General features: G+C 60.3%; 20 protein-coding genes. 8 read left to right on the top strand and 12 right to left on the bottom strand.

The genetic code is table 11. The features are described from left to right. Positions 1-36 precede the first annotated feature (36 nt). On the bottom strand, positions 37-1,323 hold the full coding sequence (locus ACA068_RS08165) for an MFS transporter (protein ID WP_497309007.1): 1,287 nt from the start codon (positions 1,321-1,323) through the stop codon (positions 37-39). A 161-nt stretch (positions 1,324-1,484) separates the two neighbouring features. Between ACA068_RS08165 and ACA068_RS08160 the strand changes: the two genes are divergently transcribed. Beyond that, complete coding sequence (locus ACA068_RS08160) at positions 1,485-2,399, top strand: LysR family transcriptional regulator (protein ID WP_497309006.1); 915 nt, start codon at positions 1,485-1,487, stop codon at positions 2,397-2,399. Positions 2,400-2,550: 151 nt separating this feature from the next. On the opposite strand, the gene ACA068_RS08155 is transcribed toward ACA068_RS08160, so the two are convergent. The 3 genes from ACA068_RS08155 to ACA068_RS08145 are packed head-to-tail and all read right to left on the bottom strand — an operon-like array spanning position 2,551 to position 4,412. After that, on the bottom strand, positions 2,551-3,093 hold the full coding sequence (locus ACA068_RS08155) for a DUF2937 family protein (RefSeq protein WP_219095179.1): 543 nt from the start codon (positions 3,091-3,093) through the stop codon (positions 2,551-2,553). Between the two features lie 12 nt (positions 3,094-3,105). Beyond that, positions 3,106-3,882, bottom strand: a complete 777-nt coding sequence (locus ACA068_RS08150; protein WP_497309005.1) for a class II glutamine amidotransferase — start codon at positions 3,880-3,882, stop codon at positions 3,106-3,108. Between the two features lie 32 nt (positions 3,883-3,914). Next, entirely contained in the window at positions 3,915-4,412 is a 498-nt protein-coding gene (locus ACA068_RS08145) for an MFS transporter (protein ID WP_497309003.1), read from the bottom strand. 257 nt (positions 4,413-4,669) lie between these two features. On the opposite strand from ACA068_RS08145, the gene ACA068_RS08140 reads away from it, so the two are divergent. Both ACA068_RS08140 and ACA068_RS08135 read left to right on the top strand, forming a co-directional pair. Further along, the gene (locus ACA068_RS08140) at positions 4,670-6,724 is read left to right on the top strand and encodes a S9 family peptidase (RefSeq protein WP_497309001.1); all 2,055 of its coding nucleotides are present in this window, start codon (positions 4,670-4,672) and stop codon (positions 6,722-6,724) included. 216 nt (positions 6,725-6,940) lie between these two features. Beyond that, positions 6,941-7,414: a cyclic nucleotide-binding domain-containing protein gene (locus ACA068_RS08135; protein WP_497308999.1), complete on the top strand. Its 474-nt coding sequence runs from the start codon at positions 6,941-6,943 to the stop codon at positions 7,412-7,414. Here the strand turns inward: ACA068_RS08135 and ACA068_RS08130 are convergent. Further along, the gene (locus tag ACA068_RS08130) at positions 7,411-7,701 is read right to left on the bottom strand and encodes a hypothetical protein (protein WP_497308997.1); all 291 of its coding nucleotides are present in this window, start codon (positions 7,699-7,701) and stop codon (positions 7,411-7,413) included. The two genes, ACA068_RS08135 and ACA068_RS08130, sit on opposite strands and share 4 nt — an antisense overlap. 80 nt (positions 7,702-7,781) lie before the next feature. Between ACA068_RS08130 and ACA068_RS08125 the strand changes: the two genes are divergently transcribed. The 4 genes from ACA068_RS08125 (at position 7,782) to ACA068_RS08110 (ending at position 10,035) form a co-directional block, all read left to right on the top strand. Continuing rightward, on the top strand, positions 7,782-8,468 hold the full coding sequence (locus ACA068_RS08125; protein WP_027925870.1) for a spermidine synthase: 687 nt from the start codon (positions 7,782-7,784) through the stop codon (positions 8,466-8,468). 48 nt (positions 8,469-8,516) lie between these two features. Further along, positions 8,517-8,888, top strand: a complete 372-nt coding sequence (locus ACA068_RS08120; RefSeq protein ID WP_010462132.1) for a YajD family HNH nuclease — start codon at positions 8,517-8,519, stop codon at positions 8,886-8,888. A gap of 206 nt (positions 8,889-9,094) precedes the next feature. Then, positions 9,095-9,565: an RNA methyltransferase gene (locus ACA068_RS08115; RefSeq protein WP_008153126.1), complete on the top strand. Its 471-nt coding sequence runs from the start codon at positions 9,095-9,097 to the stop codon at positions 9,563-9,565. A gap of 92 nt (positions 9,566-9,657) precedes the next feature. Next, positions 9,658-10,035: a YgaP family membrane protein gene (locus ACA068_RS08110; RefSeq protein WP_094468629.1), complete on the top strand. Its 378-nt coding sequence runs from the start codon at positions 9,658-9,660 to the stop codon at positions 10,033-10,035. A 113-nt stretch (positions 10,036-10,148) separates the two neighbouring features. Here the strand turns inward: ACA068_RS08110 and ACA068_RS08105 are convergent, their stop codons facing one another. Continuing rightward, the gene (locus ACA068_RS08105; protein ID WP_497308995.1) at positions 10,149-11,378 is read right to left on the bottom strand and encodes a hypothetical protein; all 1,230 of its coding nucleotides are present in this window, start codon (positions 11,376-11,378) and stop codon (positions 10,149-10,151) included. A 123-nt stretch (positions 11,379-11,501) separates the two neighbouring features. Beyond that, the gene (locus ACA068_RS08100; protein WP_497297889.1) at positions 11,502-11,951 is read right to left on the bottom strand and encodes a YcgN family cysteine cluster protein; all 450 of its coding nucleotides are present in this window, start codon (positions 11,949-11,951) and stop codon (positions 11,502-11,504) included. Positions 11,952-12,229: 278 nt separating this feature from the next. Between ACA068_RS08100 and ACA068_RS08095 the strand changes: the two genes are divergently transcribed. Further along, on the top strand, positions 12,230-12,823 hold the full coding sequence (locus ACA068_RS08095; protein ID WP_497308993.1) for a nitroreductase family protein: 594 nt from the start codon (positions 12,230-12,232) through the stop codon (positions 12,821-12,823). Between the two features lie 132 nt (positions 12,824-12,955). Here the strand turns inward: ACA068_RS08095 and ACA068_RS08090 are convergent, their stop codons facing one another. The 5 genes from ACA068_RS08090 to ACA068_RS08070 form a co-directional block, all read right to left on the bottom strand. Further along, on the bottom strand, positions 12,956-13,888 hold the full coding sequence (locus ACA068_RS08090; protein WP_497308991.1) for a D-2-hydroxyacid dehydrogenase: 933 nt from the start codon (positions 13,886-13,888) through the stop codon (positions 12,956-12,958). A gap of 120 nt (positions 13,889-14,008) precedes the next feature. After that, positions 14,009-14,302 carry a YcgL domain-containing protein gene (locus ACA068_RS08085; RefSeq protein ID WP_007898694.1) on the bottom strand — a complete coding sequence of 98 codons (294 nt, stop codon included), beginning with the start codon at positions 14,300-14,302 and terminating at the stop codon, positions 14,009-14,011. Next, positions 14,299-15,432 (bottom strand): ribonuclease D, encoded by a 1,134-nt coding sequence (rnd, locus tag ACA068_RS08080; RefSeq protein ID WP_497308989.1) that lies wholly within the window; start codon positions 15,430-15,432, stop codon positions 14,299-14,301. The genes ACA068_RS08085 and rnd overlap by 4 nt, the downstream gene beginning before the upstream one ends. Positions 15,433-15,555: 123 nt before the next feature. After that, the gene (locus ACA068_RS08075) at positions 15,556-16,209 is read right to left on the bottom strand and encodes a class I SAM-dependent methyltransferase (RefSeq protein ID WP_497308987.1); all 654 of its coding nucleotides are present in this window, start codon (positions 16,207-16,209) and stop codon (positions 15,556-15,558) included. A 73-nt stretch (positions 16,210-16,282) separates the two neighbouring features. Next, entirely contained in the window at positions 16,283-17,932 is a 1,650-nt protein-coding gene (locus ACA068_RS08070) for a phosphoethanolamine transferase (RefSeq protein WP_497308985.1), read from the bottom strand. Between the last annotated feature and the right edge of the window lie 87 nt (positions 17,933-18,019).

Genomic DNA, 18,019 nt, shown 5'->3' with positions numbered 1-18,019 from the left:
GCAGTTGCCCACAGATTATCAGTTGCTGTCGTTTTGTTATTGGGCTTCAAGTTGCTTGCCACGGGTTTCCGGAAGGCTCAACGCCGCAAGGATCACCACACCGTAGGACACCGCCGCAAACGCCCCGATGCCGACGCTTAATGGCACCTTCTGGCTCATCAAACCGATCAGCAACGGAAACAACGCCGCCAACGCCCGGCCGATGTTGTAGCAAAAGCCCTGCCCCGAACCGCGAATCCGCGTCGGAAACAGCTCGGTCAAAAACGCGCCCATGCCACTGAAAATCCCCGAAGCGAAGAAGCCCAGCGGAAAGCCCAGCCACAGCATCACGCCGTTACTGACTGGCAATTGGGTGTAAAGCAGCACGATGGTGAACGAGCCCACGGCGAACAGGATGAAGTTCTTTTTGCGGCCGAGGATGTCAGTCAGATACGCGCTGATGACGTAGCCGACGTAGGAACCGACGATCACCATCGCCAGATAACCGCCCGTGCCGAGTACGCTCAAACCGCGCTCGTTTTTCAGAAACGTCGGCAGCCAGGACGTGATTGCGTAGTAACCGCCCAGTGCGCCCGTGGTCAGCACCGAAGCGCGAATCGTGGTGAAGAGGATGCCGGGGGCGAAGATCTCGTAGAACTTCGCTGCATTGCCCGGCTCCTGCTTGGCCTTGGCTTCGCGATAGATCTCCGGGTCCTTGACCAGTCGACGGACGAAAATCACGAAAATCGCCGGCACGATGCCGAGGATGAACAGCGCACGCCAGGCATCTTCCGGCGGCAATACCGAGAACAGCAGTGCATAGAGAATCGCTGTCAGCCCCCAACCCAATGCCCAGCCCGATTGCACCATGCCCACCGCCTTGCCGCGGTCCTTGGCGCGAATCACCTCGCCCATCAGCACCGCGCCGGCGGTCCACTCACCGCCAAAACCGAAGCCCATCAAGGTACGGCTGATCAACAGTTGCTCGTAGTTTTGCGCGAAGCCGCAGAGGAAGGTGAAGAAGGCGAACCACAATACCGTCAGTTGCAAGGTGCGCACGCGACCGATGCGGTCCGACAGAATCCCCGCCACCCATCCGCCGATGGCCGACGCAATGAGCGTGCTGGTATGAATCAACCCGGCCTCGCCAGTGGTGATGCCCCACATGGCAATCAGGGTCGGCACCACGAAGCTGAGCATCTGGGTGTCCATGCCGTCCAGGCCATAGCCGATCTTGCAGCTCCAGAAGGTGCGGCGTTCCTGCTGATTGATGTTGCGGTACCAGTCGAAAGGTCCCGGGCGAGGCGTGGCTTTGGGGATGTCGAGCGTGTCGGGCGCACTCATGGCAAATCTCCGTGCAAATTTTATTGGTATTGTTCTGAGCCCCGACGACGCCTATCGTGGGAACCGGATGGCCTGATTTTTGGGCGCCCGGCCCTGCTGCGTCCAACTAATAAAACCCCGCCCTAGACATAAGAAAACTTTATCCGCCACGAGCCGACCCCATGAACCTGAAGTTTCTCGAGACCTTTGTCTGGGTCGCCCGACTCAAGAGTTTTCGCCTGACGGCAGACAAGCTCTTCACCACTCAGGCGTCGATTTCCAGCCGCATCGCGGTGCTCGAAGGCGAGCTCGGGGTGAAGTTGTTTTTGCGCGACTCGCGGGGCGTGAGCCTGACGCCCGAAGGCCTGAAAGTGCTCGAATATGCCGAGCAGATGATGGACACCATGCAAGCCCTCAAGCAGTCGATCGAGACGCGCTCAAGCAAAGTCGGGCGCGTGCGGATCGGCGTGATGGACACGGTGATTCACACGTGGCTGAGCCCGCTGGTGGCACAGATGATGGATCACTATCCGCTGGTGGAAATCGAGCTGGTGGCCGATACAGCGCTCAACCTCTGCGATCAGCTGCAAAAAGGCTTTCTCGATCTGATCCTGCAAACCGATCTGGTGCGTCAGGAAAGCGTGCGCAGTCTTGAACTGGCGAGCCATCCGATGGGTTGGATTGTGGCCAGCAATTCGATCTACAACCGCGAGTACACGGGCATTGCCGATCTGGCGCGCGAGCGGATCATTACTTACTCGAAAAACTCACATCCGCATCAGGACATTCTGAGTCTGATGCAGGCGAACGGGGTGATGACGCCGCGGCTGAACTGCGTGAACTCGGTGTCGGCGATTACCCGGTTGCTGCGCGACGGATTCGGCATTGGTGCGTTGCCGCCGGTCCTGGTGGCCGAGGAACTGGCGCGGGGGGAGTTGACCCTGCTGGCCATCGATCAACAGCTGCCTAGTTTGCAGGTCGTGGTGTCGTGGCGGCTGGGTGTGGAGTGGGTCGAGGAGATTGTGGCGTTGTGTCAGCAGGTGCTGGAGGGGTATGCGAAGAAGGTTGGTGAGAACTACATCCTCCTCGCGCGCTAACCTTGTAGCAGCTGGCGAAGCCTGCGTTCGGCTGCGAAGCAGTCGCGAAACCAGGCACCGCGGTGTTTCAGGTAAACCGAGACCGCCGGATTGACGACTGCTTCGCAGCCGAACGCAGGCTTCGCCAGCTGCTACAGGTCGGTGGCGCTCATTAAAGGCCGCGCACATCCCGGTCTTCGATCGGCCGGCTCTGGCGCAGGCGTTTGCCGCCCAGCACCACCCAGTCGATCAAACGGAACAGGCATTCAATGCCGAAGGACAGCAGCAACGCGCCACTCATGCCCCAGATCATCGCTTCCGGCGTCAGCAGGATCTGGTAGCTGTAGCCGTTCCAGGTTTCCTTGCGAATATCCGGATCAGCCGCCAGCGCCACCTGCAGGACGCGGATGTACCACGGGCCTTGCATGGCCTGGAACTGTTTATCGAGCGCCAGCTGACGGGTGAGCAAGGTGCTCAGGCTCTCGGCGTCGCTGCGGAAAATCGGGTCTTCACTGGCGCGGTAATGGGCCACCAGCGCCTGCATATCGCCCTTGAAGAACTGATTGGCGGTGCCCTGGAAACCGCTCAGGCTGGTCTGCGCTTCAATCAGATGCGCTTCGACCCGTTTCGCGTAATCGCTGATGAACCCCGGCACCTGGACACCGATCAACAGGCCCGCCGCAAACAACACCAGCCGTAGATAACTGAGCAACATCGGGTGAGATCCTTATTCGGTCTTGCCCTGGCTGACGCATTCGCCGCGTCGCCAGAGGCTCCATTGGCCCGGTTCGTAGCGGGTCCAGGTTTCGTTTTCGGTCAAAGGTTCAGTGGCGATCACCGTGACCACATCGTTGGGCGTGGTTTCGGCCTGGAAATCGACGATCACATCGACATCCTTCAACCGCGCCGGGCCGAATGGCGCGCGCCGCGTGATCTGGGCCAACTTGGTCGAGCAATAACAGAACAGCCAGTCGCCGTCGCTCAGCAGGCAATTGAACACGCCTTTGCTGCGGTATTCGGCGCAAGCGGCCACCAATTCCGGCAGCAGTTCTTCGATTTCTACCGGTTCGGGAAAGGCTGCGCGCACACGGTTGAGCAAATCGCAGAATGCCGCTTCGCTGTCGGTGTCACCGACGGGACGGTAAAAGCTTTTGATCGGCTGAAAATCCGCCAACTGGCCGTTGTGGGCGAAACACCAGTTGCGGCCCCACAGTTCACGCACGAAAGGGTGCGTGTTGGACAGACAGACCTTGCCGACATTGGCCTGGCGGATGTGCCCGATCACCACTTCGCTTTTGATCGGATAGCGCTGCACCAGGTTCGCCACTTCCGACTCGCTGCTGGCCGCCGGGTCCTGAAACAGCCGCAGGCCGCGCCCCTCATAGAAGGCAATGCCCCAACCGTCACGGTGCGGCCCGGTGCGGCCGCCGCGCTGCATCAGCCCGGTAAAGCTGAACACGATATCGGTCGGCACATTGGCGCTCATGCCCAATAACTCACACATGCTCGGACTCTCGATGGAAGGCAGGGGCAAGGTTACAAACGCGGTTCGACCCGCAATCGCTGAGGGTTGCTCGGCACTGGCGGACGACCGTAACGATCATCGCCAGCACCGCCGAACGGAAGATCGTCGTCAGGATCGTCGGCCCGGGCCGCGGCCTTGGCGGCGGCAGCCTGTTCCTTGCGAGCGTTGGAAGCCCGTTCAATAGGGAACCGGATCGCCACGAACACGAGGTAAATGCCGAAGGCGATCATGCCGTACATGAACAGGTCGGAAACCGCCCGCCAGGCGTTGTTGCCCACCTTGAACAGCAGATCGAGCGCAGTGATGGCGATGGCCGGGGCCACTTTTTCCTTCACCGGGTCGATGATGGTCGGGCTGAACAGCAGCACCGCAACCAGCAGCCGCAGCGGTTCGCGCAACCAACGCCACATCCAGCGGGTGATGCGCATCCACACCAACAGGCAGCCTAAAGCGGCAAAGGCGTAGAGGCCCCAGGCGATCAGATAGTCGTTCTCGGTCATGGTGTCCATGGCAACGCAGGCAAAGAGGCGCTTATAGTAACGACTTTTCGCCCGTCAGGCGTAATCCATGTGGGAGCGAACTGTGGCGAGGGAGCTTGCTCCCGTTCGGCTGCGAAGCAGTCGCAGAGCTTTTGGGGTCGCTTCGCAACCCAGCGGGAGCAAGCTCCCTCGCCACACAGGCTCACTCCCACAGGGTCTGCACAGGCATCAAGAGTTGCATTGCGCCTGCAAAAACCTATTTTTCGTACAACGTCCGAGAGCCATTCATGCCCTTATCCGCCAACGTCACCAGCGCCCCGATTGCCCACAAGGCTGAAGGTTCAGACCCGTATGCCTGGCTGCAGGAGCGCGACACCGACGCGGTGCTCGACTACCTCAAGGCTGAAAACAGCTATCAAGAGGCACAAACCGTCGATCAGGCCGCGCTGCGAGAAACCCTGTTCGAAGAGATCAAGGGCCGGATTCTCGAAACCGACCTGTCGCTGCCCTCCCCCTGGGGCCCGTACCTGTATTACACGCGCACCACCGCCGGTGACGAATACGCCCGCCACTATCGCTGCCCGCGTCCGGCGGATGACAGCCTGCAACTCGACGAAAGCCAGGAACAGCTGCTGCTGGACCCAAACGAACTGGCCAACGGCGGCTTCTTTTCCCTGGGTGCATTCAGCATCAGCCCGGACCACCAGCGCCTGGCCTACAGCATCGACTCCACAGGCGATGAGATTTACACGCTGTTCGTGAAGGAATTGTCCAACGGCCGTGTCAGCGAACTGGAGTTTCAGGACTGCGACGGCAGCATGACCTGGGCCAATGACAGCCTGACGCTGTTTTTCGGCGAACTGGACGACACCCACCGTCCGCACAAACTGCTGCGCTATCGACTGGACGGCACGGCGGCCGAAGAAGTGTTCAACGAGCCGGACGGCCGATTCTTCCTGCATTGCTATCGCTCCAGCTCCGAGCAGCAATTGCTGCTGTCCCTGGGCAGCAAGACCACCAGCGAAGTCTGGGCCCTCGACGCCTCGCAGCCGCAGCAGGCCTTTACCTGCCTGGCCCCACGGGTTGAAGACCATGAATACGACGTCGACCACGGCACGCTGAACGGTGAATGGGCCTGGTTCATCCGCACCAACCGCGACGGCATCAACTTTGCCCTGTACACCGCCGTGGATGCCGGTGTTGCGCCCACCGAGGCCGACTGGCAGAACCTGATCCCCCACAGCGACAGCACGATGATCGAGGGCATGAGCCTGAACGTCGGCGCGATGACTTTGAGCCTGCGGGTCGGCGGTCTGCCGGTCATTGAAGTCCACCCGCAGGACCTGCCGAGCTACCGCGTGCAACTGCCGGATGCGGCGTACAGCCTGCATGTGCAGAACAGCCTGGAATTTGTCAGCGAGCGGATCCGCCTGCGTTACGAAGCCTTGAACCGTCCGGCGCAAATCCGCCAGCTGGAGCTGGACAGCGGCGAGCAGAAAGTGCTCAAGGAAACCCCGGTGCTCGGCGCGTTCGACGCCGACGCCTACGTCAGCCAGCGCCTGTGGGCGACGGCACCCGATGGCACGCAAGTGCCGATCAGCCTGGTGGTCAAACGCGAAGCTCTCGGTCAGCCGACGCCCCTGTATCTCTACGGCTACGGCGCGTATGGCGAAAGCCTCGACCCGTGGTTCTCACACGCCCGCCTGAGTTTGCTGGATCGTGGCGTGGCGTTTGCCATCGCCCACGTGCGCGGCGGCGGAGAGCTGGGCGAGGCCTGGTATCGCGCCGGCAAGCAGGAACACAAGCACAACACTTTCAGCGACTTTATCGCCTGTGCCGAACACCTGATCGACAACGGCTTCACCACCTCAGCGCAATTGGCGATCAGCGGCGGCAGTGCCGGCGGTTTGCTGATCGGCGCGGTGCTCAATCAGCGACCAGAGCTGTTTGGCGCGGCCATTGCCGAAGTGCCGTTCGTCGACGTGCTCAACACCATGCTCGACCCGGACCTGCCTCTGACCGTTACCGAATACGACGAGTGGGGTAATCCTGAAGAGCCGGACGTCTATGATCGGATCAAGGCTTACGCCCCGTACGAAAACGTCACCGCGCAAGCCTATCCGGCGACCCTGGTGATCGCCGGCTACAACGACAGCCGCGTGCAGTACTGGGAAGCCGCGAAGTGGGTAGCGAAATTGCGTGCGACCAAAACCGACACAAATCCCCTGCTGCTCAAGACTGAACTGGGCGCCGGGCATGGCGGGATGAGCGGTCGTTATCAGGGATTGCGTGACGTAGCACTCGAATACGCATTTGTTTTCAAGGTTTTGGGGATTGCCTGAGGAACTTGGCCCGGTGCGCTGGTCTTAACACCAGACACCGGGCTACACGCCTCACACATCCCCTGTGGGAGCGAGCTTGCTCGCGAAAGCGGCGGATCAGTTACATCGATACTGGATGTGCTGGCCTCTTCGCGAGCAAGCCCGCTCCCACAAGGGGTTGTGCGGTGGTTCAAGATCCGGAACAGATCCAGACACAAAAAAAAAGACCGTGCCAACATGTCAGAACCGACCTTACTGAACAACGAAATCCGCGACTGGCTGATGGACTGCGGCCTGTTCGATCAACTGCTGCCGGCAGACTTCGCCGCCGCTTCCGGCTACTTCAGCATCAGCACCATCCCCGAAGGCGAAGAGATTTTCCATGAGGGTGATGCCGGCAGCTTCATGTGCATCATCCACACCGGCCAAGTGTCGGTGCAGAAGACCAGCGGCGACGGGCAGTTGGTGACCATGGCTACCCTGCGCAGCGGTCGCTCGTTCGGCGAAATGGCTGTGCTTGATGGCGAACGCCGCTCGGCCAGTTGCGTGGCCGCCAGCAACTGCCAGCTGCTGAACCTGGGCAAGGACTCTCTGGAAAAGATGATCAACGACGCGCCGAAAATCGCCGCCAAAATCATCCGCGCCCTCGCCGTTGCCCTGTCCAAACGCTTGCGCATGGCCGACGGGCAACTGCTCTTGCAGCAGGTTTAACCGCCTGGGGATTTGGTTTTCGTGTTGTTCGGCTCAATCCCCGGCACCGGTTGATCCTTGGTCGGAGGGCTGGGCATCTCGATCGGCACCAGTGGCGGGCCGCCGCTGCCCGGCCCGGTCCTGGGCGCGGTGGAGGGGGTAATTTGCGGATAGGGCGTCGGGGTCGCGGTGCCGGGCGAACCGGGCATCGGCGCCGGGCTGATCGGAAGAGGTTGCAACTGCTGGGCCTGCACTGCAGTTATCGAGAGCGCGGCCAAGGCAATGACCGTTAGAATGGTGCGCTTCATCAATGGCTCCGTTGGCCTTGTTGTCATTGGCAGGCTACTCCCAACTGCCTCTGTTTGCCTTCCCCCAATTTGAGATTTCCATGAAACGTTTCGTTCTCCTCGACACCGCCCCTATCCCTGAAAACGGCGGCGCCTTGTGCCTGTTCGAGTATGGCGAGGATTTCGTCATCAAGATCCAGGGCGGCGACGGCGGGCAGTTGATGAACACCCGCATGCACGGTTCCGAAGATGCCCTGGCCGAGATCCCGTGCCGCAAGGTGGCCGGCCGGCCGAACTCACGGGTGCTGATCGGCGGCCTCGGCATGGGCTTCACCCTCGCCTCCGCCCTCAAGCATTTGGGCAAGACCGCTGAAGTGGTGGTCGCCGAACTGGTGCCTGGCGTGGTGGAATGGAATCGCGGGCCGTTAGGCGAGAAAGCCGGGAATCCGCTACTCGATCCGCGCACCGTGATTCGCATGGAAGACGTGGCCAAAGTCCTGCAAGCCGAGCCGCAAGGCTTCGACGCGATCATGCTCGACGTCGACAACGGCCCCGAAGGCCTGACCCAAAGGGCCAACAGCTGGCTCTACTCCGCCGGGGGCCTAAGTGCCTGCGCCAAGGCCCTGCGGCCCAAAGGCGTACTGGCGGTGTGGTCGGCCAGCGCCGACAAGCAGTTTTCCGACAAACTGAAGAAGGCCGGTTTCAAGGCCGAAGAGGTCCAGGTCTTCGCCCACGGCAACAAAGGCACGCGCCACACCATCTGGATTGCCGAGAAGCTCAAGGGCTGAGCTAAACTCCGGTCATAACCGTCATTAGTCTTTTACAAAGGTGAACCCATGAGTTCGTCAACGCCGACCAATACCTCGAAGCTGGATCGCATCCTCGCCGACAACCAGCGCGACAAGGAAATGGGTTACCGCGACAAGGCCCTGAAAATGTACCCGCACGTGTGCGGCCGCTGTGCCCGCGAGTTCTCCGGCAAGCGCCTGAGCGAACTGACCGTGCACCACCGCGACCACAACCACGACAACAACCCGCAGGATGGCTCGAACTGGGAATTGTTGTGCCTGTATTGCCACGACAACGAACACTCCCGGTATACCGACCAGCAGTATTTTCACGAAGGCTCGCTGAGCACGCCGAAGATTGCCAAGGCGACGCATAACCCGTTTGCGGCGTTGGCGGGGTTGATGAAGAAGGACGACTGAAGATTTTCATTGGCTGGACTGGCCTCTTCGCGGGCAAGCCTCGCTCCTACGGATATATGTCGTTCACCAGATTGTGATCGGCTCTGTACCTGTAGGAGCGAGTCTTGCCCGCCAAGACAATCTCCCAGGCACCACCAATCTCCAAACTGAACACCCCTCCCCCAATCCCCGTATAATCGCCGTTTTTTCCCGAAGGCACCCCGCTCGTGGCAGACAAACGGTACAGCTGCATTGGTTTGTATAACCCCAAATCACCGGAAAACGTCGGCTCGGTCATGCGCGCCGCCGGCTGCTATGGCGTGGCGTCCGTGTTCTACACCGGCAAGCGTTACGAACGCGCCGCCGACTTCGTCACCGACACCAAGCGCGTCCACTACGACATCCCGCTGATCGGCATCGACGATTTGAAGAAAATCCTGCCATTGGGCTGCGTCCCGGTCGCGGTGGAACTGGTCGAAGGCGCCCGCTCGCTCCCCGAATACACCCACCCGGACCGCGCGCTGTACATCTTCGGTCCGGAAGACGGTTCACTGGATAAAGAGATTCGCGACTGGTGCGAAGACGTGGTCTACATCCCGACCACCGGTTGCATGAACCTGGCTGCCACCGTCAACGTCGTCCTCTACGACCGCATGTCCAAGGGCCTCAACACCCGCTCCGGGGCAAAATTCCGCTGAATCACCGCACATTCGATGGAACGAGCCGACCGCCCCGGCAGTCAGCTTAACTATCTATTGTTGAAGCAGTCATTCCTGCCTGGAGACAGATCATGAGCGAACTCAAACGCGTAGAACGCATTGAATCCACCCCGTTCCAGACTCATTCCGAACAGAACGTACACGGCTGGGAGCGCGTCGGCTCCCTGGCTGGCGGCGTGGTGATGATGAGCAAGGGCCTGCGTCGCGGCGGTATTTTCGGGTTGATCCAGGTGGCCATCGGCGGAGTCGCGCTGGCTCGCGGAATTACCGGGCACAGCTCGGCGAAAAGCCTGCTGGAGAAAAGCCGTCAGGACATGAACAACGTTCGGGCGAAGATCGAGCGGGCCGGGGAAGAATTGAGCAAGTTGAAGGCGAATGCCGAGGCGGCGACCCATACCGCGACGGTGACGGGCAATGATTCGCTGAAATCGCCTAAAACCGGGGTTTGATTCGGGAGTTTCGCCGAGACTGACGGCCTCTTCGCGGGCAAGCCTCGCTCCTACAGGATTGGCGTGATAACACCAAAACCCTGTAGGAGCGAGGCTTGCTCGCGAAGGCGGTTTTACTGAAGCAACTCGGTGTCGAGGACTTTGGATGACTCGCCGATCACACTCACGGCCAGTTGAATAAATTCCTTGGTATCCACACTCCCCAGATGCATCGCCCCGCGCAACACATCATCGAGCGAGCGCTTGTTGCGCGTTTTCAAACGGATCTCGCGATCCAGCTCCTGTAGCAACACCACCGCTTTCGAGACCTGCGCCGGGTTCACCTGTTCGCCACGCAACGTGGTGACTTTCTGGCTGTCCTTGACCAACCTGCGGTGCAAACTCTCATACCGCTCATCACTCATACCGCCGGCGCGGCGCACCAGTTCGATGGCGTAATACTCGGCAAATCCTTCGCTGATCCAGTCGCTGCGCTGCTGGTCGTTGATCCGCCCGAACACCTGCGCCAATTCACGCACCACCGCGCTGGTGCCGCTTTCGCTGACCAGCGGCAGACGGGTATTCAGATAGATCGATTCGTGCGCGGCCAGGCTGCCGCGCCACATCGGATCGTTGGCACCGACGATCAGCAATTTAACGGGATGACGGGGGAACACGGCTTGAACCTGCGGCCAGACAAAGGTCAGCAGCGTCAGCACGTCCATGCGGCGCATGCCCTGGCCTTGGGGCGAGGCGACGGTGACTTCGGTTTCCCCCAGCCGTGTGCGACGGCTGCCGAGGTGGCCGGCGAGCATCCAGCCCGTCGGCCGGTCGAACAGTCGAGAGACGTTATCGATGCGGAATTTGTTCTTGCCGATGCGCGGCCAGGCAGTCTCGACGCTTTTCCAGCCGCTGGGCAGTTCGAATTCAAGGCGTGAAACCAGCTCGATGCCGTCCTGCTGATCGAGTCTGGCCGGTGGCACGAGGTCGTCACCGCGCATCAGCGCCCAGGTGGGCGTCATGCGCGTATCGAAGCTGCCGCTCTTGCGTCCATGGCTGATGCGCACGCGGTAGGTCAGGCTCGCCTTGTCAGTGGTCGGACGCCAAACCCCACGCGCCTGCTTGCCCGGCGTGAGCTGCCATTGGCCGTCGGCCTTGAAATCGCTGTAGTGGCTGCCGTCGCCCAGATCGAAATCAAGACTGCGCACCGCCGAGCCCTGGGCCAGGGTCAGCCGCACTTCGGCTTGGTCGCTTTGCGGCAACAGGCGCACGTGATAATCCAGATCGACCTTCTTCGCCGCCCACACGGGCGAACTCAGGGCCCATAGCCCAACGACCAACGCCCGCCGCAATCCCACAGCCATAGACACTCCTGTTGTGGCGAGCGAGCTTGCTCGCGCCGGGCTGCGTAGCGGCCCCGATTTTAGTAGTTATCGCCTGTTTGGTGAGTGCTGCGCACTCAGGCGGGAGCAAGCTCCCTCGCCACATTAACCCGCGCGGAAAATCAGATGATCTTCCCAATCGTCTTCGGCCACGCTGCCTTCGGCGAGCATGCGCCCGGACTGGGAAATGCGTTCGTGGTGCACCGCATCACGATCACCGCACACCAGGTGATGCCACAGGGGCAAGTCCTTGCCTTCACTGACCAGTCGATAACCGCAGGTCGGCGGCAACCAGCGGAACTCTTCGGCCTTGCCCGGCGTGAGCTGGATGCAGTCCGGCACAAAGTCACGACGGTTCGGGTAATCACTGCACTGGCAGGTTTTCAGGTCCAGCAGTTTGCAGGCGATGCGCGTGTAATAGACGGAATTGTCTTCTTCATCTTCGAGCTTTTGCAGGCAGCACAGACCGCAACCGTCGCACAGCGATTCCCACTCCTGCGGATCGAGTTGATCGAGGGTTTTGCGTATCCAGAACGGTTCGACTTTGGCGGCCATGGTTCGAGCATCAACATCAGGTGGTGAAAAGGCCGCCAGTCTAGTGCCAAGGCCCTTGCGGGCCAAGCATTGGCGACTGCCGGTAGAACGGGGCTTGTCAGTTTTTGCGCCGCCACGTAGCTTTGCCAGTCGCAAGGAGCCATGCCCAAATGCCATTAACGCTCAACCGCGTTGCATTCAGGTGAACTGCCAGGCTCTGGAAAAACCTTAGCGCTCAGCCCAACTGCGCCCGCAGGTTTTCGCCGACCCTCACTTTCAAACGAAGCAAGGAATCTCTGATGAGTGCCAATCCACGCGTTGCCGATTATGCGATCCACCCTCAGTTCACCGATCGCTGGTCGCCCCGCGCCTTCACCGGCGAAACCATTCCCGAAGAAACCTTGCTGAGCTTCTTCGAAGCCGCACGCTGGGCGCCATCGGCCTACAACTCGCAACCTTGGCGGTTTCTCTACGCGCGTCGCGATACGCCGAACTGGGAGCGTTTTCTGGGCCTGCTGAATGAATTCAACCGCGGCTGGGCGCAACACGCCTCGGCATTGGTGATCGTGGTTTCGAAAACCACCTTCGCGGTACCCGGCGCCACCGAAGAAACCCCGGCCCTGTGGCACACCTTCGACACCGGTTCTGCCTGGGGCCACTTGGCGCTGCAAGCGAGCATCAGCGGCTGGCACACCCACGGCATGGCCGGTTTCGACCAGGACCTGACCCGCAAAGAGCTGAACATTCCTGAAGGTTACGCACTGCACGCGGCGGTGGCCGTGGGCAAACTGGGCGATAAAGCGACGCTGGCCGATTACCTGCAAGCGCGCGAAGAGCCAAGCCCGCGCCGCCCGCTGAGCGAACTGGCGGCCGAAGGCAACTTCACCCTCTAAGCGACACCGCAAAAACAATGTGGGAGCGAGCCTGCTCGCGATGGCGGTGTATCAGTCTCCGTAAATATTGACTGACAGACCGCTATCGCGAGCAGGCTCGCTCCCACAGGTTTTGCACACTATTCGAGTGGTTCAGTAGCCACGGTTGAAGTCGACTTCCCCGCGCAACGCCTCGCCCGCCTGATACGCCCGCAGGTTTTCGACAAACAGGTTGACCATCATCGATGGCGAGGTCGGTGCCGAGCTGTGGCCGGTCAGCAGCAAGCCCCAGGCGGTCCAGAATGGATGACGCTGCGGCAGCGGCTCCTGACGGCAAACGTCGATGACCGCGCCCGCCAGATGCCCTTCTTTCAGGGCTTCGACCAGGTCCGCGTCCACCACGGCCACGCCACGCCCGACGTTGATGAACAACCCGGTCGGCTTGAACTGCTTGAACAGCGCCGCGTCGTACAAGTCGTGGGTATTGGGGGTGTTGGGCAGCAGATTGATGACGAAATCCACGTCACCGACCAGCCGTGGCAAGTCCGCCAGCGCGCCGACTTCAACAAATGGCGCCTGCTCGCGGGCGGTGCTGGCGATGCCATACAACTCGACGCCAAACGGCACGAGGAACTGCGCCACGGTCAGACCGATGTCACCGGTGCCGACGATCAACACCTTACGTCCCGCCAGGCTCTGACCCTGACGACTGTCCCACTTGCGTTCGACTTGGCTGACCAGCCGCGCCAGCACTTCGCGCTCGTGGCCGAGCATGTAGGTCAGGACGTATTCGGCCATGACCTGACCAAAAATCCCCACCGCTCGCGTCAGCCGATAATCGCGGCGCAAACCGTCGGCCAGCAGCGGCGTGATGCCGGCCCATGTCGATTGCAGCCATTGTGGCTGGTGGCCCTGGCGCAACAGGTTCGCCAACAGGTCCGGCTGGCCCAGCCAGATCGGGCAGTCGGCCGCCTGGCTGGCCAGTTCGGCGGAGTCGCCGCTGGTCAGCACTTCCAGATCAGGCGCAGCCTGACGCAACAGTTGGGCGTACACGGGGTGGTCGTGTTCAGCAATCAGAACGCGCATGGTTCAAACCTTTCGAAAACAGTGCAAACGGCCGCCGACGGAGTTTCGCTCCGTCGCCCTGGCCATCGCCAAAATCATTCCAGTGTTTCACACAGACTCTGAACTGAGCCTGTCTGCCGATCACATCGGGTCGTTGCGTCGCAGCAATTCTTCCGGCAAGTGTTCGATGTATTCGTCTTCGGCCGGCGGCATTTGCAGGTGGTAGCCCTGCTTCTCAAGGTTTTCCAGGACCACGGTGATGTCCTCGCGCGACAGCTTGCGCTCGGGGGTCAGCACCAGGTCGAAAGCGTGATGAGGTTTGCCGAAGGCGGCCATCAAACTTTCCGGGACACGTTCCAGTGCATCGCTTTTGAGCACATAGAGGTACATCTCGTTTTTCTTCAGGCTTCGATAGATGGAGCAAATACGTTTCAAGGCTGTTCTCCGGCGGTGGCCAGGCTGTCGAGCAGCGCCTGGCCCATCAATTCGCGGCGCCAGCCACGCAGCGAATCAGGCAATTGGTAAGGACCGTTGGGGTAACCGCTCTTCAGCAGCGCTTCCAGGGTTTTCTTGCGCAGCATCAGTTCCGGCGCAATGTTCAGGCGCTCGGCTTCGGCCTGGCCGATCGCACGCAGCTGTTTGACCAGGTTGGCGGCGTCCACCGGCAAAGGCTCTGGCACGGCGAGCGGCCATTGATCTGGCGACACACTGCCAGAGCGCTTGATCAGATCAAGCAGAAATTCGCCGTCCTGACGCACGGTACGCGGGTGCATGTCTTCGATTTTCGCCAAGGCGCCGAGGTTGTCCGGTTGCGTGCGCGCCAATGGCCACAGGGAGTGCTCACGCACAATGCGATTGCGCGGCAGGTCGCGGGCGCGTGCTTCGCGCTCACGCCAGGCGCAGAGCTCGCGCAACACGGCGAGTTGGGCGCGGGAGAGCTTCCAAGCCAGTTTGGCTTCGCGATAGACCTCGTAGGGATCGATCTCGCGGCGCAGGTTGGCCACCAGCTCGGCGCCGTCTTCCAGGACCCAGGCGTACTTGTCGTCAGACAGCTTCGGACGCAGCTGTACGAAAACTTCCGCCAGGTGCAAAGCATCTTCGGCGGCGTAGCTGATCTGGGTGTCGGACAACGGACGTTGCAGCCAGTCGGAACGGGTTTCGCCCTTGGGCAGGTCGATGCCGAGCACTTCCTGCACCAATCGCGAATAACCCATCGAGAAACCGAGGTTCAGGTAAGCGGCGGCCAGTTGCGTATCGAACAGCGGCGCCGGCAGGCTGCCGGTCAGACGCAGCAACACTTCGAGGTCTTCGCTGCACGCATGGACGACTTTGACCACGGCCGGGTTTTCCAGCAACGCGGCCAGCGGCTGCCAGTTGTCGATGGTCAGTGGGTCAATCAGGTAAGCGCGTACGCCATCGCCGATCTGCAGCAGGCCTGCGATCGGGTAAAAGGTGTCGACCCGCATGAATTCGGTGTCGAGGGCAACGAATGGCAGCTGCTGCCACTCGGCGCAAAACTGACCGAGGCTATCGTTGTCGCGAATCCAGTGAATATCGATGGCCACACGGCTCTCCCTTGAAGAATGGCGCGCAGTATATATCGCCCCCGGCGATTTCCGCGCATCCACTGAACAAGAGCTTTAGCGAAAAGACCTGCCAGACGGCAAGAAATGTCTGACAAGCGGAGGTTAACTGGCCTTGCGCAGCACGTAGACCCGCATCCGTGCACAACCGGGCAGGAAGTCCTGGTGACTGAGCAAGCTGAAACCCGCGAGCCTGAATTCGGCTTCGACCTCGGCCTTGCCGGCCAGCTGCCGGGCATTAGCGCCCGATTGGCTGAGTTTGAAATGGGCATCGACCCGTACCGCCAAAATCACCGTATCGCGACTCACACGGTGGAACTCCGACAGCAGGGCTAGCCGATGCACCGGGCTGTCGATGTGCTGAAACAGTTGCATGCAAAAAATGCTGTCGACCGCGTTCGCCGACAAGCCAAGGGTGAAGGCTGAACTCTGGAACGTCTTGATCCGCTTGAGCAAGCTTGGCGAATGGTGAGTCTGGGCGTGGTTGAGCATGTCCTGCGAAGGGTCGGACGCGAGGATCACGCGGTTCATATGCTCGGCCAACACCGGCCAGAAACGCCCGGCACCACAGGCCACATCAAGAATCAAGCCCGGCTCACCGGCGACCTTTAACGCGTTGCGCACCAGTTGCTCGTCGCGCCAGAACGTCAAGCGCCCCACCAAGCCACGCGGCCGCGACTGAAGACAGACGCGGGCGTGTTCCTGATCGTAGCGCCGGGCGAACTCAAGCTCGATGGCGGAAGGGGGCTGCGCGGACATGTGCAATGACTCTTGTCGGAATATGTACCGGTCGCAGGCTAGCGACCGGTACGTGAAAAAAAGGTCGAAACGCTTACTCTTTGGCCAACACACCGTCGATCACGGCGCCGCGGCAACCGGCAAACATGTCCAGATCCTGGTTGTAGACCTTGCTGTTGACCTCCAGCAGACCGAGCATCGAATGGAACAGGTTGTCCTGGCTCAGGGGCTTGTCGCGGCTAAGTTGCAGGCAATGGGTGTCCACCGAGAACGACTTTTGGTAGCTGTCGGAGAACCACGCCAGCATGGCCACGTGTTTCTGTTGTTCCGGTGCCAGCATGTAAGGCGTGCCATGGAGGAACAGGTTGTATTCGCCCAGGGATTCGCCGTGGTCCGACAGGTAAACCATCGCGGTATCGACTTTGTCCTGGTTGCTGCGCAACGTATCAATCAACGTCGACAGAACGTGGTCGGTGTACACCAGCGTGTTGTCGTAGCCATTGACGATACTTTCGCGACTGCAATTGTTCAGCGCATTACTTTCACAGACTGGAGTAAAGCGTTCGTACTCTTTCGGGTAGCGCTTGAAGTATTCCGGGCCATGGCTGCCCATCTGGTGCAGGACCAGCACGGTGTCTTTATCCAGGGTGTCGATAAAGTGCTGCAGGCCTTGCAGGAGAATTTCGTCGCGGCATTCACTGTTGGCGCACAGCACCGGGTCCTTGAGGTTGCTGACGTCATCGAGGGTGACCCGGTCGCACGTGCCTTTACAGCCCGATTGATTGTCACGCCAGATCACGTCCAGACCGGCACGCTTGAGCACGTCCAGCAGGCCCTCTTCATTCTTCGCCGTGCTGGCGTTGTAATTCTTGCGGCCCATGTTCGAGAACATGCACGGCACCGACACGGCCGTTTCCGTGCCGCAGGAATGCACATCGGTGAACGCGATCAGGCCGGCTTCCTTATCCAGTTTTGGGGTGGTGTCGCGGTTGTAACCCAGAACGCCGAAGTTCTCGGCCCGGGCACTTTCGCCGACGACCAACACCGTCAGGGATTTACGCCCATGAGTCTGCCAGGCGGGATTGCGCTGGGCATCCTCACCGACTCTGACGAACGGCTGCCGGGCGGAAACGACTTGCTCGCGCATAAAACCGAGCGAAGCACCGATGTAGTTACTCGGCACCACCATCAGACGCAATTCATGGTGATTGCGAAACAACGAGGACAGCCCCTGATAGTTCACCAGAGCGACACCACCGATGACCGCGACTGAAGCGACACTCACCAGTGCCTTACTTAACAACTCACGGTGCCAGCGGCGGTAATTAACCGGAACTTTCCACAATAACCACGAAGGCAAAATACCGAGCAGAAGACTATAGACCAACAACTTCAACGAGAGTAAATCACGCACTTCCGTCGCGTTGGTTTGCGCAAAGTTGCGCAACATGCCGGTGTCGATCAGCACACCGTATTGGCTCATGAAGTAAGCCACTCCAGCACTGATCATGAAGATCAGCATCAACACCGGTTTCATCACCCGCCGGAACGCCAGGAAGGTCAGCACAATATTGAACGCCGCGAGAATCATCACGCCGAACGCGACGCGCAGGACGATGCCCTTGCCGTCGGACGCGGTGATATCAAACAGGTGCTGCCAGAGCACTAAATTAAAGCCAGTCAAAAGAAAGGCGCTGGCAATCAGTGTCACCCACTCCGGGCGCACGGGCTTGAACTTCAACATGATGATTGGCTGTTCCTGAAAAGAAGGGCCCTCGGCAAATGTGAAAATTTCATTTACCGTGACAGCACTAACTTTAGGCAGCCAACC

The sequence above is a fragment of the Pseudomonas sp. LBUM1660 genome (assembly GCF_059695935.1).
This window is presented reverse-complemented; position numbering and strand designations above follow the sequence as displayed.

Excerpts from the sequence above, each read along its gene's own strand:
- ACA068_RS08105 (WP_497308995.1), bottom strand. The coding sequence starts at position 11,378 with ATGGCTGTGGGATTGCGGCGGGCGTTGGTCGTTGGGCTATGGGCCCTG.
- ACA068_RS08125 (WP_027925870.1), top strand. The coding sequence starts at position 7,782 with ATGAAACGTTTCGTTCTCCTCGACACCGCCCCTATCCCTGAAAACGGC.
- ACA068_RS08130 (WP_497308997.1), bottom strand. The coding sequence starts at position 7,701 with ATGAAGCGCACCATTCTAACGGTCATTGCCTTGGCCGCGCTCTCGATA.
- ACA068_RS08110 (WP_094468629.1), top strand. The coding sequence starts at position 9,658 with ATGAGCGAACTCAAACGCGTAGAACGCATTGAATCCACCCCGTTCCAG.
- ACA068_RS08070 (WP_497308985.1), bottom strand. The coding sequence starts at position 17,932 with ATGTTGAAGTTCAAGCCCGTGCGCCCGGAGTGGGTGACACTGATTGCC.
- ACA068_RS08075 (WP_497308987.1), bottom strand. The coding sequence starts at position 16,209 with ATGTCCGCGCAGCCCCCTTCCGCCATCGAGCTTGAGTTCGCCCGGCGC.
- ACA068_RS08120 (WP_010462132.1), top strand. The coding sequence starts at position 8,517 with ATGAGTTCGTCAACGCCGACCAATACCTCGAAGCTGGATCGCATCCTC.
- ACA068_RS08160 (WP_497309006.1), top strand. The coding sequence starts at position 1,485 with ATGAACCTGAAGTTTCTCGAGACCTTTGTCTGGGTCGCCCGACTCAAG.
- ACA068_RS08150 (WP_497309005.1), bottom strand. The coding sequence starts at position 3,882 with ATGTGTGAGTTATTGGGCATGAGCGCCAATGTGCCGACCGATATCGTG.
- ACA068_RS08100 (WP_497297889.1), bottom strand. The coding sequence starts at position 11,951 with ATGGCCGCCAAAGTCGAACCGTTCTGGATACGCAAAACCCTCGATCAA.
- ACA068_RS08140 (WP_497309001.1), top strand. The coding sequence starts at position 4,670 with ATGCCCTTATCCGCCAACGTCACCAGCGCCCCGATTGCCCACAAGGCT.
- ACA068_RS08090 (WP_497308991.1), bottom strand. The coding sequence starts at position 13,888 with ATGCGCGTTCTGATTGCTGAACACGACCACCCCGTGTACGCCCAACTG.
- ACA068_RS08135 (WP_497308999.1), top strand. The coding sequence starts at position 6,941 with ATGTCAGAACCGACCTTACTGAACAACGAAATCCGCGACTGGCTGATG.
- ACA068_RS08145 (WP_497309003.1), bottom strand. The coding sequence starts at position 4,412 with ATGGACACCATGACCGAGAACGACTATCTGATCGCCTGGGGCCTCTAC.
- ACA068_RS08165 (WP_497309007.1), bottom strand. The coding sequence starts at position 1,323 with ATGAGTGCGCCCGACACGCTCGACATCCCCAAAGCCACGCCTCGCCCG.
- ACA068_RS08095 (WP_497308993.1), top strand. The coding sequence starts at position 12,230 with ATGAGTGCCAATCCACGCGTTGCCGATTATGCGATCCACCCTCAGTTC.
- ACA068_RS08155 (WP_219095179.1), bottom strand. The coding sequence starts at position 3,093 with ATGTTGCTCAGTTATCTACGGCTGGTGTTGTTTGCGGCGGGCCTGTTG.